Annotated in this window: 12 protein-coding genes and 1 tRNA gene; 5 read left to right on the forward strand and 8 right to left on the reverse strand. The window is 39.5% G+C overall.

Translation table 11 applies throughout. The annotated features are described in order from the left end of the window. Nucleotides 1-59: 59 nt before the first annotated feature. From B8983_RS07685 to B8983_RS07700, 4 genes are all read right to left on the reverse strand, one after another. Nucleotides 60-1,040 carry a Bug family tripartite tricarboxylate transporter substrate binding protein gene (locus B8983_RS07685; RefSeq protein ID WP_084283565.1) on the reverse strand — a complete coding sequence of 327 codons (981 nt, stop codon included), beginning with the start codon at nt 1,038-1,040 and terminating at the stop codon, nt 60-62. A gap of 13 nt (nt 1,041-1,053) precedes the next feature. After that, nucleotides 1,054-2,805 (reverse strand): CocE/NonD family hydrolase, encoded by a 1,752-nt coding sequence (locus B8983_RS07690; protein ID WP_234986943.1) that lies wholly within the window; start codon nt 2,803-2,805, stop codon nt 1,054-1,056. Nucleotides 2,806-2,986: 181 nt separating this feature from the next. Continuing rightward, a complete protein-coding gene (locus tag B8983_RS07695) occupies nt 2,987-4,042 on the reverse strand; it encodes an Ldh family oxidoreductase (RefSeq protein ID WP_084283566.1) in 1,056 nt (351 codons plus the stop codon). Nucleotides 4,043-4,083: 41 nt separating this feature from the next. Further along, nucleotides 4,084-4,977 (reverse strand): amidohydrolase family protein, encoded by an 894-nt coding sequence (locus B8983_RS07700; RefSeq protein WP_084283567.1) that lies wholly within the window; start codon nt 4,975-4,977, stop codon nt 4,084-4,086. A gap of 84 nt (nt 4,978-5,061) precedes the next feature. Between B8983_RS07700 and B8983_RS07705 the strand changes: the two genes are divergently transcribed. Both B8983_RS07705 and B8983_RS07710 read left to right on the forward strand, forming a co-directional pair. After that, nucleotides 5,062-5,850 carry a class II aldolase/adducin family protein gene (locus B8983_RS07705; RefSeq protein WP_084283568.1) on the forward strand — a complete coding sequence of 263 codons (789 nt, stop codon included), beginning with the start codon at nt 5,062-5,064 and terminating at the stop codon, nt 5,848-5,850. A 52-nt stretch (nt 5,851-5,902) separates the two neighbouring features. Beyond that, the gene (locus tag B8983_RS07710) at nt 5,903-6,880 is read left to right on the forward strand and encodes a tripartite tricarboxylate transporter substrate binding protein (protein ID WP_084283569.1); all 978 of its coding nucleotides are present in this window, start codon (nt 5,903-5,905) and stop codon (nt 6,878-6,880) included. A 62-nt stretch (nt 6,881-6,942) separates the two neighbouring features. On the opposite strand, the gene B8983_RS07715 is transcribed toward B8983_RS07710, so the two are convergent. Next, nucleotides 6,943-7,929 carry a 2-hydroxyacid dehydrogenase gene (locus tag B8983_RS07715; protein ID WP_084283570.1) on the reverse strand — a complete coding sequence of 329 codons (987 nt, stop codon included), beginning with the start codon at nt 7,927-7,929 and terminating at the stop codon, nt 6,943-6,945. Nucleotides 7,930-8,242: 313 nt separating this feature from the next. On the opposite strand from B8983_RS07715, the gene B8983_RS07720 reads away from it, so the two are divergent. Together B8983_RS07720 and B8983_RS07725 are read left to right on the forward strand one after the other, a co-directional pair. Further along, a complete protein-coding gene (locus B8983_RS07720; RefSeq protein ID WP_084283571.1) occupies nt 8,243-8,446 on the forward strand; it encodes a cold-shock protein in 204 nt (67 codons plus the stop codon). Between the two features lie 227 nt (nt 8,447-8,673). Next, nucleotides 8,674-8,877: a cold-shock protein gene (locus tag B8983_RS07725; RefSeq protein ID WP_084283572.1), complete on the forward strand. Its 204-nt coding sequence runs from the start codon at nt 8,674-8,676 to the stop codon at nt 8,875-8,877. Between the two features lie 127 nt (nt 8,878-9,004). Here the strand turns inward: B8983_RS07725 and B8983_RS07730 are convergent, their stop codons facing one another. Further along, a complete protein-coding gene (locus tag B8983_RS07730) occupies nt 9,005-10,663 on the reverse strand; it encodes a nuclease-related domain-containing DEAD/DEAH box helicase (RefSeq protein ID WP_084283573.1) in 1,659 nt (552 codons plus the stop codon). Nucleotides 10,664-10,973: 310 nt separating this feature from the next. Between B8983_RS07730 and B8983_RS07735 the strand changes: the two genes are divergently transcribed. Beyond that, the gene (locus B8983_RS07735; RefSeq protein ID WP_159460854.1) at nt 10,974-11,948 is read left to right on the forward strand and encodes a tripartite tricarboxylate transporter substrate binding protein; all 975 of its coding nucleotides are present in this window, start codon (nt 10,974-10,976) and stop codon (nt 11,946-11,948) included. 251 nt (nt 11,949-12,199) lie between these two features. On the opposite strand, the gene B8983_RS07740 is transcribed toward B8983_RS07735, so the two are convergent. Both B8983_RS07740 and B8983_RS07745 read right to left on the reverse strand, forming a co-directional pair. Beyond that, nucleotides 12,200-12,275: transfer RNA gene (locus tag B8983_RS07740), tRNA-His, on the reverse strand. Between the two features lie 327 nt (nt 12,276-12,602). Then, nucleotides 12,603-13,223: a 1-acyl-sn-glycerol-3-phosphate acyltransferase gene (locus B8983_RS07745; protein WP_159460855.1), complete on the reverse strand. Its 621-nt coding sequence runs from the start codon at nt 13,221-13,223 to the stop codon at nt 12,603-12,605. Nucleotides 13,224-13,266 lie beyond the last annotated feature (43 nt).

The raw sequence follows: 13,266 nt of genomic DNA on the forward strand, positions 1-13,266 counted from the left end.
TAACTTCCCATTCGCTCTCAGGAAGTTAGCACCAAGATAAATCTAAGCAACCCAATCAATCAATGGGCTTGATAACCAATATCTTTAACTAATTTCCCATACTTGTTATAGTCTTTTAATAACTCTTGAGCAAAATACTCAGGTGACTCGGTAACCACCGTTAAACCATATTGCGCCATTTGCTCAACAATTTCAGGTGACCTCATTGCCTTATTAATTTCTGTATTTAATCTCTGAACGATCTCTTTAGGAGTGCCGGCAGGAGCTGAGTATCCAAACCAACCATTAGAATCCCATCCAGTCAATGTTTCTGCAACTGCAGGAGTATTTGGCCAATCTTTGACTCGAACTTTGTTTGTCACCGCTAATAACTTGATTAAACCAGATCGAATATGAGGAGTTGGACCACTAACCCCGTCAATGCCTAACATCACTTGACCACCAGCCATGTCGGTAATCACTGCAGCTGAACCTTTATAGGGTACATGAGTAAAAGTAAAGTCACCCGCTTTTGCCAAATGTTCAAAGGTTAAATGAGGGAAGCCCCCCTCACCATTTGAGCCAACAGTCAATTTGCCAGGATTTGCCTTGGCCCATGCAATCATTTCCCCAACCGTTTTAAATGGTACATCCTTATTACTAATGACCACTAGGTAATTCGCTGTAGATAAAGAGATTGGTGCAAAATCCTTGATCGGGTTGTAGGGGATTGTTTTACTAGTATGGGGTAAAACGACCATGTTACCGCCCTGTGATGCAACGATGGTGTAACCATCTGGCTTGGATTTAGCCACAAAATCCATACCAATCGTACCAGACGCACCAGCTCTATTTTCAACAACAATAGCCTGCCCCATTGCTTCTTGAAGTTTAGGAGCAATCATCCTAGTCATAATGTCAGTCGTATTTCCTGGAGGAAATGGAATGACAATTTTAATGGGTCGATTCGGATAACTATTACCTTGAGCAACTCCCAAACTACTGGTAATTGCACAAAAGATGCCGATTGCCACACGGAACTTCCAATGAGAGTTGTTCATCAATATCTCCTAATTAAGTTGATTGTTTTTTGGGTATTACTGGAATAAGTAAATTCGATGGGTAATTTGGACCTGTGAGGATTTTGACTTCCCCACCAAATATTGCTGGCGGTCTATCGGTCTCATCATCGTGCATGAATGGTCCACATCCCGTCATCGGGTTCTTCATATTCGATAACACTGCTGCTTCACCGTCATACTCATAATCTTTACCACGAATTGTTAACGCAATCCGATAACCCTTTGGTACCACAATGCAAGTCGGCCAAATTTCAACATCTAACTCATAAACTTCACCTGCTACTAAGGGTTGTTTTTCATCATGGCTGTGCCAAGGACGATAAGGCAGACTTTTGCTAGGATCCAGTTTTCGATGGGACGCTCTTAACCAACCCTGTGCAATAGGGGTATGAGGATCTAAAGCACCATGGAAGGTTAGCTCTTTATTGTTTTCATCGAACACTCGCACAATAGCGAAAATATCTGCATCAACTGTACTAGACGAAATAAAGAGTTTTAATGCCATCGGTCCGGTAAGTTCCACCTCTTCCGCTTGCACGGGTAAAGAGAAGGTAACACCATCACCCATCATTTCATAGCTCAACTCCGAATTGGAGCCAGGGACTGCATTTTCAAGTTGCATAGAGCCGGCATTCAAAAAGCAGGAAGTCCACTGTGTCCGAGCTAAGGGCCACTCATGTTCATCACGTTGGACGAATTTTTCACCGGGACTTCTCACCAATAAGGAAATAGGTGGTGTTTTATCCCAACCGTTATCAATTCCTTTTAAGAAATGATCAAAGAACCTTTTCTGAATATCAATACCATAATCAGTATAAAAAGGTGCCCAATGTGAACCGCCATGAACTTCTAACCATTTTTGGTTGGAGGCTGATCGAACATAGCCTTCAAAATTTCCTCTGCCATGGAGACCTTGACCACCCCAGTTTGCTGAGGATAAAACTGGTACGGTAACTTTATTTAAATCAGCAGTCCGTTCAACATACCAATCTGTCAACATTTCTTGATCGAGCACCTTTTGCCATACATTCTCTATGTTTTGAATGAGTTCTTCGGGTGACAAGGTCTCAGGTCCACAAACCGTGTCTCCAGTAATTGGATTACGCTTACCGCGATCACCAACGCCATGTTGCACGGTTTTAACCTGCATTTCCATCCAATTTTTACGGAACGTACAAGCAATGCCACCATGTCGATGTGACTCACGATACCCATCATTCCAACCTTCCCAAACGCAAATGGCAGCTAAATGTGGTGGTTGTACTGCAGCTGCTCGCCATTGATTACTAGCGAAATAAGAAATCCCATTCATACCAACTTTAGTGTTTGACCATTCTTGAGAAGCAGCCCACTCGATACACTGAGCAATATCTTTAGTTTCTCGAGCATTATTGTTCGCCATAAAACCAGGGGAACGGCCAGCACCTCTTGAATCAACTCGAATACAAACATATTCATTTGGGACCCATTTTTCAGGGTCTACAACTTCCCAATTCTGATATTTATTGGTAGTCCCACGCATTACATCAGGATTCTCTTTTTCCATAATTTCCCAAGCCGTCTTATAACCTTCTTGGAATGACAGTCCCTTACCATAGGGTCCATAAGTTAACAGTGTTGGAAATTTTCCTTCGTGAATTGGGCGAAAAATATCTGCTCTCAGAATAAGGCCATCATCCATCTGAATGGGCATATCCCAATCGATTCTCATCCCATCACGAATTTCTGATTTCAAAGCTTGCATGGTTATCTCCTTTATTTATTTATTATTTATTGACTACTCTTTTTAATCATTTGATTAATTATTTACCTAAGTATAAATTGCAAGCTCAAACTAAAAAAGGTTTTAGAACTCTTTTCCGGTAAATCGTTAAATTTTATGGATTTTTGCACTACATTAATGAATATTTACCAAAAATTCGAATCTACCACTTCACTCCAGTCTCTTTTGATAGGTTCAACAGACTTTGGAGTGTTTCTTCTGGTAACAAAATTCCTTCTGAACGGTTTTTTTGATCTGCGATTGACTCCATTTCACCTGGATAAAAAACTTGATCAAAACCTTGAGCGAGTGGCACATCTTTTAAGGAAGTTACATATGCTTCAATTTTCTCTTCAAATTCTGCCAGGGGTTGAAAAGCATCAACATTCATACAAATCATTAAATGACCCGCACCGCTCCGGTTCGTGGGATCGTAGGGACCATGCACTTGATCTAAAAATGAACTCCCGGAAAGAACTCCAGACAAAATATCAATCATGACACCAAAAACATATCCTTTGTGGCCAGCCATCGGCAAGATCAGCCCTTCAATGGCGGCAGCAGGATCATTAGTTGGTCGACCCTCTTTATCTATAGCCCAATCATTTGGGATTGATTCGCCCCGATTCTTCGCTAAATAAATTTTGCCTCTGGCAACGCCCGAGTTCGCCATATCCATGACGATGGCATCGTGTTTGCCGCCAGGAACAGCAATCGACCATGGATTGGTACCAATCTTTTTCTTACGCCCTCCCCAAGGGGCCATATTGGGTCCGGCATTACTCATTAACATCCCAATACAACCCTGCTTAGCAGCCATGCGCGTGTAATACATACAAGTACCAAAATGATTTGAGTTTCTGACAGAAACCACTCCAATACCATGTAACTTGGCACGCTCACAGGCTTGTATCACTGCCGCCTTCGCAATTGCTGGCCCCATCCCATCATTGCCATCTATGACGCCAACAGCGCCCGCATTGATTACCGTATCTACCTTCGTATTAGCTTTCATCGCACCTGATTTGAGGCGTGCATAATACCAGGCAAGTCGTAACACGCCATGTGATTGATGCCCCCATAAGTCAGCTTGTACTAGGGTATCTGCTGCAAATTGAGCATCCTCAAGGGGAACCCCGATGGATTGATAAACTCGAGAACAAAAGTCAATGAGTTGCTCAGCTTTAATTAAATTTTTGTTAGTTAAATTAGATGTCATTCAAATCCTCAGATCGAACCCTTCAAAAAATTGAAGGGTCATTAAAATTGATAAAGTATGGTGGGATTATCGACTAAGATTTTTTTAATGGTTAGAGAGTCTTGCGCCCAACCAGCAAATCGATTAAGTGCATGTCCATCGTCAATCGGATGGAATGGCTCAACCAATTCTTTAACTCTAGGAATTCCAGGATGCGCGCCGGAGTGAGGCCAATCACTGCCCCATACGAGTCGGTCAGGGTTAATTTGGATTAATTTTCTAGCTAACTCAGTTACTGCCGGACCATTTGGATCATTTGAAATACGCTGGGGAGCTGATAATTTCATCCAGACCTTACCACTTTCGAGTAACTCAAAAATATCCTTTAAACCTTCTTGATCTAACCCTAAATCCGCCGGTATTCTAGCGAAATGATCTAGAACAACGTGAATATCACCCTTCAAGATCACTTCTTTCAATTGGACGATGAGCGCAATATTAGAATAAATTTGAATATGCCAACCCATAGCATCAATCAACTTGGCCGTCTTTAGAAACTTTTCTTTTGCGGCCGTTGGTTCATGCATTCCAGCTGTCTCTAAATTTAAACGCGCACCTCTAAAACCAGATTGATGCAGTCGCTCAATGTCAGGCAAGGATATCTGATCCTCATCAATAACGGCTACGCCCCGCGCATTTTGATTAAAAAAAGCGATGCCATCTTGAGAGCGCAGATTATCAACGCCGTAAGGGCTTGGGTGAACAATCACCAAACGTTCAATACCAATTTGCTGATGCAAACGTCCTAAATCTTCTTCGCTTGCATCGCTGGGGGTATAGGCTCTATCTTCAGAATATGGGTATTTATTCTCTGGGCCAAATACATGCACATGACAATCACAAGCTCCTTTTGGAACTGTAAATTGAATCTTTTCTTGGTCTACTTTTGGCAGCATATCTCTCCATATTTTTTGAATGATTAATTTATCGTAGTAATATTAAACCTAAAGCATTTTATTAAAAAATTACCAATGAGACCCATGAACTACTCAACAAATTTCCCCTCTCTCAAAGACCAAGTCAGTCCTGAAGAATGGCAGACAAGAGTTGAACTTGCCGCTTGCTATCGGTTAATTGATTTATACGGCATGTCAGATTTAATTTACAACCATATCACTTCGAAAATTCCTGGTACGGAGCATCTTTTAATTAATCTTTATGGCTTACTCTATAAAGAGATTACCGCCTCTAGTCTAGTGAAAATCGATATCAACGGCAATATCTTGTCAAGCCCTGAAACTGATTATGGTATTAACAAATCCGGTTATGTCATTCATGGTTGTATCCACGAAGCCAGAAAAGATGTGAACGCTGTGATTCACACCCACACTAGGGCTGGTATGGCAGTTTCCGTCATGGCCTGTGGTTTATTACCGATTACCCAAACATCGATTCGATTTGTTGGACACCATGGATATCATGAGTTTGAAGGACCAGCAATTGACCTCGAAGAACGTAAACGACTCATCGTTGACTTGGGCAATCATGACACGATGATTCTAAAAAATCATGGTTTATTGACCTGTGGTGCGACGATTCAACAAGCCTTCAATACCATGTATCAATTAGAGCTTTCTTGCCGCGCACAAGTCGATGCAATGGCTAGTGGACAAGCGCTAAATCTTCCGAGTAAAGAAGTATTAGAAAAGACTGCTCATCTTTACCAACCCGGAACAAGAAGACCCTATGGGGTTTTAGAGTGGCATGCCATGATCAGGTATCTTGAGGCTGAGTCGAAAAGCTCTGGCTACCCTCACTATGATGCTTGATGTAAATCTACGCCCCTAACTACAACCCGGAGTATTTTTCGAAAGCTTTCAAATGAAGAAAACGCTATTTACGATCCTACCAATTATCTGTTCAGTGTTCAGTTTGAACCAACCTTTGCATGCACAAACCAATGAGTACCCGAATAAACCGATTAGGATTATTGTGCCTGTTGCAGCGGGGGGAAATGTCGATATTATTGCCAGAACTCTAGGCGTTGAAATTGGCAAAATTCTGAATCAGTCTGTGATTGTTGAAAACAGACCCAGTGCGGGTTCAATTGTAGGGGCTCAAGCTGTAGCGAAGGCAGCTCCTGATGGTTATACCTTACTAGCTAATTCCAGTACATTTTTTTCATCACCCTTAATTTCTGTCAATGCAGGATACGACCCAGTAAAAGACTTTGCGCCTATTTCGCTGACAGGCAAAGTGCCGATGTTCATTTTAGTTAACCCGAATGTGAAGGCCAAGACGATTCAAGAGTTTATACAGTTAGCAAAAAATAATCCAGATATGGCCTCTGGTAGTAGCGGTAATGGATCAACGGGACATATTGCGACAGAGGTTTTTGCTCAAAAAACTGGTACGAAATATACCAATATTTTTTACAAAGGAAACACCCAATCAATGATCGATGTAATGAGTGGCGAAGTGCCAATGATGTTCGACCAAATTAGTACCGCGTTACCTAATATGAGAGCTGGCAAAGTTCGTGCTTTAGCAATTACCAGCGCTGAAAGATCACCCTTAGCTCCTGAAATTCCGACCATCGCTGAATCAGGCTTTCCAGGCTATGAAGATGTTACTTTAACCATTTTGCTCGCTCCAGCTGGGACACCAAAAGAAATCACTAATAAACTAAACCTTGCAGTTCAAAAAGCCTGGAGCCAGCCAGAACTTAAAACAAAATTTGCCGAAAGAGGAATTGAACTAGTGGCTAGTCCATCTACTGAACAATTCGGCAACTTGATTAAATCAGAAGTCAGTCGCTTATCTAAAGTCATCAAAGACGCAGGGATTAAAGCAGAATAAACCTTGAGTAATTTCCTGACATTAGCATGCAATGTCAGGAAAACACTAGAGTAATTCTTGAATCAAACTGCTGGAGGGCGAACAATCCAATCAGCGGGATCCAAAGGAATCCCCTTCTCAAAATTCGCAATATTATTCATACCGTGTTCTATCACGCTAATGACAGCTTCAATGACGCTAGCTCCCGCATGAGGTGTAGCGACTACACCGTCCAATTTCAATAATGGATTATCAGGATTCGGCGGTTCATTCGCAAACACATCTAAGCCAGCTCCGCGAAGATTTTTAGTTTGAATAGCCTTCACCAATGCATCTTCATCAATCAACTCCCCTCTCGCTGTATTGATAATAATTGCATCTTTTTTCATGAGCGCTAAATTTTCAGCATTGATGATATTTTTAGTTGCGTCAGTTAATGGCGCATGAAGACTTAAAATGTCGCTTTGTTGAAGTAGGGTTTTAAAATCCACATATTGAATATTTAATCGAGCTTCCTCGGCGGTACTTAACCTAGTTCGTGTGTAATAAATTACAGGCGTATCAAAACCACGTAACTGTTTAATCACATGTTTAGCAATGTTTCCCAAACCAAAAATACCAACCGTTTTACCTACTAATTGAGAACAGGAAACTCTTAATTCTGAATTAATCCACTGACCATCGATTAATGATTGGCGAGCATAGGGTAACTTACGGAGAGTCGCCAACATGAGCAGAATGGCATGCTCAGCAACTTGTGAAGCATTCGCACCATTAGTAATGGCAACTGGCACGCCCCTATCCTTGGCAGCAATTAAATCAATCTTATCAACCCCAATGCCCCATTTTTGGATTAACTTCAATTTAGGAGCACTTTGAATTAAATCAGCATCGAGGTGCGTACCACCAAGAAATGCATAATGTGCCTCTTTTAGCAACTCTCGATGCTCTTCTCGATCATTTTGATTGGCAATTTTCAGTTCAAAACCATTAGGTAGTAAACGATAAAGTTCATCGGCAGTCTTTTTCGCAACCGGTGTTAAAAATGCAATTTGTGGTGTATTCATCATTAAATTTTAACTGACACATGGTGTTAAGATGAGATTAAATCCACTCGAAAATGCGATAAAAACTCCCCTTGAATTCAAAAAATGCTAATTTTTAGCATAAATTATGGAAATTTTCAAAAAAAAGTGATTATTTTATCTATTTAACCAAAAAAATCAATAATATTCGTTGACTTATCACTAAACAAATAACAAAATGTTTATTCAATTCGTTATTTTTAGTAAGTTACTGGTAAATAGCGAATCGTGGTGAGATTGATTACATATTCATTCTCAGATTTATCAGTTTAATTTTTTTATTTGAAAGTTCTTTTTTATGGCAACAGGTATTGTAAAGTGGTTTAATGATGCAAAAGGTTTCGGTTTCGTAACTCCTGATGAAGGTGGTGAAGATTTATTCGCTCACTTCTCAGCGATTAATATGAATGGTTTTAAAACCCTTAAAGAAGGTCAAAAAGTTTCTTTTGAAGTGACTCAAGGACCTAAGGGCAAACAAGCTAGCAATATTCAAGCTGCCTAATTACCTTTCAAATTTTCTACCGTTCAACTCTATTACGTCAAAGTAACTCTTGTTCGGTAGAAATTATTTTGTTCTTTCTCCTATCTACATATCCCCTAAATTTTTTTTTACTCATTGATCCTTTTTTAAAGGAATAATCAATGGGGCTAACTAGAATCTATTTTTGGTGATATCAAATAGGAATTGATGTTTTTTTATTTAATTTGATTCATTTAACGAAAGTATTTATGGCAACAGGTATTGTAAAGTGGTTTAACGACGCTAAAGGTTTTGGTTTTGTAACTCCTGATGAAGGTGGCGAAGATTTATTTGCTCACTTCTCAGCAATTAACTCCAATGGTTTTAAATCCCTCAAAGAAGGTCAGAAAGTTTCTTTTGAAGTAACTACTGGTCCTAAGGGCAAGCAAGCTAGTAACATTCAGCCTATGTAATGAATTGACGAATACCATCATTTCAATTGAGATGTTTGGTACAAGTTAGTTACTTCACGTTGGTAAAATCTGTACTTGAAATTCATTGAATTTCATTACAGATTTTTTTTTGGTTGTGATTGCAATATTATTGCAAAATCTCTTCAATGACCCTTGCAGCTTCAACGCTGGCAACAATCACTGCCTTCAGCCTAGCGCGAGTTAAGGCCACGAATAATTTTCTTTTTATCTGAGGATTGAACTCATTAAAATCAACTTCTGTGATGATGACGGCATCTGCTGAGAGTCCCTTAAAACGATAAATCGTGTCAAATAATATCTCCCCACTCGACCATTGGGCTTGATTGTCAGATGTATATCCAAGTAATTTCTTAATCCCTTTGCCAGCTATTTGTGTCTGTTTAGAGTGAAGTAGTTTGCTACGATTGACCCCACCAAAAGTGATTACCGCAATACTTTCACAGCTATAACCTAGGCTCAACAGATTTTGCACTTCGATTTGTGTGGCTTTAAATAAGCTACTTTCGTCATTTTTTTGATAGGCTCTCAATCCAGTAACTTCACCAACGAATGGATTACCACTAATGATTTCTCTTTGGGTCAACTCAAGTTCATTGATCAACTCAATAATTAATTGAGGAGACCGATAATTAACTGGTGATTTAAATTGAACCCAACTTGACCAGTCACTCGTCGTTCTGTCTGGATAAATCGTTTGAGATGGATCCTCCATCCAAATAATCCTCCCATTTGGTTTTACCATGTTACAAATTAACTCCCTCCATTCGGGCTTAAAGTCTTGTCCCTCATCAACGATGAGGAAGTCGAATTGATTTGCTAGTTTTTCCGCTTGAGTAAAAAATATTTTTTCTAATTGAATAGATGCTTGGTCGGATGTTATGTCAACTGGGAAACTTAAAAGCTCAGCAATATTTTTAGCCAGTTCATGAAAAGTAGAACAAATTTGTGGATTAGGGGCAAGGCTTTTAATTGCATCTGCCAAAGGCCGATTAAAGCATAGATAAAGTCCATATAAATGGTTTTTATGTGCTTTTGTTAATTCGCTTAAAGCAAGTTGAGTCTTGCCAGAACCAGCCGTTCCTTGAATATATAAACGAAACGGGCTAAAGTCTAAGCGTTCCACCCAATCGGTTAGGCCACGTGATAAGTTAAAACTGACTTCTTTGGCCTGTTTACTGAGAATACCAATATTTGGTACAAGATTGAGGTGCCCCATTAAAAAGCGGTGAATCGAGGTAACATCAGCTAAATTCGTCGGTAAAGTAGTGCTGTAATCCTCTAAGATGCTTTGGACAATTTCTGGCAATGGTAGTTCAGAGGCACAGTCCACAATACGCCCAACATTGATGGGTACCTCATCAAGATACCTTGATGTTGGCAAATACAAAATATGATCAATTTGCAATGCTAAATGGGGGTGAATTTGTGAAAACTTTTTACGAAGGTTGGCAATGTTTCTGGTAATTTGCGAACTAACGTCTTTTACTTCTTCATTGACACCATAAGAGGTAATTAATTTACCTTGCTGAAATTCAAGCTCAATATTTTTTTGTTCGATTGCTAACAATCGTCCATTCGGATGTAAGACTAAAAAATCGATTTCCCCATAAATGGCTCTACCTGTAAGATTCGTCCAATGAACACCATGAAATATCTCAAATTGATCGGATAAGCCATCTCGAAGTTGTTCTAAGGTCTGATACTCACTACTAAATATTTGATTTGAGTAGTTATCAAGATCATCATTCGGATAAATTCGGGCCATGAATTAGATACGTATGCAAAGAAAAAATAGAAACATGATTTGTATAGGGTGCTCGAACAACCAGATTTTTAACTGATTGTTTTTATATAATTTATAACATTGAATGAATGAAGATTCAAACTTAATAGGCTAAACAATTTAAGGTGTTCAGCACATTCAGATTGCTATGAACTGTGAGATGTTCTTCCTAAAACAGAGTCAAACACTCAAAGACAGTCCAACGATTTAGCTGACAGAACTCATGAGTAATATAATTGAGTCAATTAAAATCCTACAATCAGGATTTCAAATACTGATGAAGAAGAATAAAATGAGACCTTACCTAGTTCAGCTTTGCTTTTTTTTGAGTTTATTGTGTTGTATCAAGGCCCCCTACTGCGCTGATTATCCAAACAAACCTATTAAATTAGTGGTCCCCTTTTCACCTGGAGGTGGAAATGATTCAGTTGCCCGTGTAGTTGCTGCAAAATTAACCGAAAAACTGGGTCAACAGGTTTTTATTGATAACAAACCTGGCGCTGGAGGCACTCTTGGCGCCGATTTTTCTGCTAAATCACCAGCTGATGGCTACACGATTTTTTTAGGCGGCATCGGCAGTTTAGCAATCAATCCCGTATTCAACAAAAGTCTCCCCTATCACCCGACTAAAGATTTTGAACCGATTATCTTACTAGCCGAGGCACCACTCATAGTGGTTGCAACACCTAAACTACCTGTGAACTCTATCCAACAGTTAACTGAGTATATGAAGACTCATCCAACGCAAATTAATTATGCTTCCAACGGCAATGGTAGTTCCGCACAACTTGCTGCCATGATGTATGAGTCCATGGCAAATGTAAAAATGGTCCATGTGCCTTACAAAGGACTAGCACCAGCTCTATCGGATCTGCTTTCTGGACAAGTGCAAATCATGTTTAGCAGTATGGTAGCAATTGCGCCCATCGTTACTAGCAATCGTCTAAAAGCGCTTGCTGTAACGAGTAAAAAGCGCAGCTCTGCGTTCCCACAGATTCCAACGATGGTGGAAGCTGGATTTCCAGAATACTCAACGGGATCATGGTACGGACTGTTAGCGCCAGCGGGCACCCCTTTAGATATCATCCTAAAAATAAATCGCGCTGCGAATAGCTGTTTACAAGATCCCTCGGTTAAAGAGCAACTGCTGAAAGAAGGTGCTGAACCGATTGGCGGCACCTCTCAACAATTCAAGAAATATATTCAGTCTGAACTAGACAAAACACTTTATTTGTTTAATCAACAAAAATTGGACGTAAGCAACTGATTGCAATGACAGAAGAGTTGGGATTCAAGTCAAATTATGTACTAAGTCTTGGAGAAGAAATTTCACATAAGCTGCTATCAATTCATCAAAAAATCACAAACGATTTAAATCAGATAATACCTGTGGTAACTGAGAAGACCATGTTGAAAAGATGAAGTCAACATATAAAAACCAATACCGAGAGTCTTCAAACTAGATTTTTCAAGAAAACCAATGGGAATTAGTCAAAGTATTTCATTCAAAGAAAATACTGGGGTGGCTGATGGGGCTCGAACCCACGACAACAGGAATCACAATCCTGGACTCTACCAACTGAGCTACAGCCACCGTAGAAAAGAATATTATTTTAACCTAAGAATGCTAGTAACTGAAGAGTTTCTTAAAAAAAGATTCAATCTTTTGAACATCAGCTCAGTAAAGTATTAATCGATAATCTTACAAACCCACTCACGCTTACCGAACTCACCAATAGACTCGTCGAAAATTAACCAAACTAAGAATGATTTAAAACCAGATGTCATGTATTTCATGTTTATTTCCTCAATTAATCACGTATGAAGAAATATTACTGTATAAATAAACAGTAGTAAATGATTTTTTGCGCTTATTTATAAAAAATGTTGCTTTTCATCTGTAAATAAGCACAGTGATGTATTAATGTACCTTATTTTTGTCTTTTTGGGGACTCCACAAGGTGATTGGCGACATATTCTTTGGATAAAAACCTAATTTTCCTTGATAAATGTCTCGAATTTTGGCAAAGTCAGCTTCTTCATTGCCTGTCATGGTCAGAAAATCTGCCAAACCAATCGTTTTATTTTGGTAATCAAGGTAAACAAATCCCACAGGGTAGTTGGTTTCTAAAGCTAAATGATAAAAACCACTTCGCCATCCGGGTGTTTTTTTTCTAGTTCCTTCTGGAGTAATTGCTAACCAAAAGAATTTAGCCTTGGCCATTTCTTGCGCTAAATCTTTAACATACCCCTGTGGACTATTGCGGATAACTGGACGCCCACCCAAATATCTCAACCACCATCCCACTACTGGAATCTTAAATAGGCTATCTTTTGCCAAGAAATTTACGGGAATACCACAAGCAGATTTCGCAATCATGCCTATAAAAAAATCTAAGTTGGAAGTATGGGGGTAAGCCACGATGATGCCACGAGGCCCTGGTAATCCAGGAATAATTAACTTCCAACCTAAAATTTTTAGTAAATTTTTAGCCCATTGACTACCGTTGGTGGTAATCACAACTGGCAATAACTCGTTCAAATTAATCTCTTTTTAAAAGGCACATCTATGTTTCATGAAAGTT

It is taken from the genome of Polynucleobacter kasalickyi (genome assembly GCF_900176405.1).
GTDB classification, from domain to species: domain Bacteria; phylum Pseudomonadota; class Gammaproteobacteria; order Burkholderiales; family Burkholderiaceae; genus Polynucleobacter; species Polynucleobacter kasalickyi.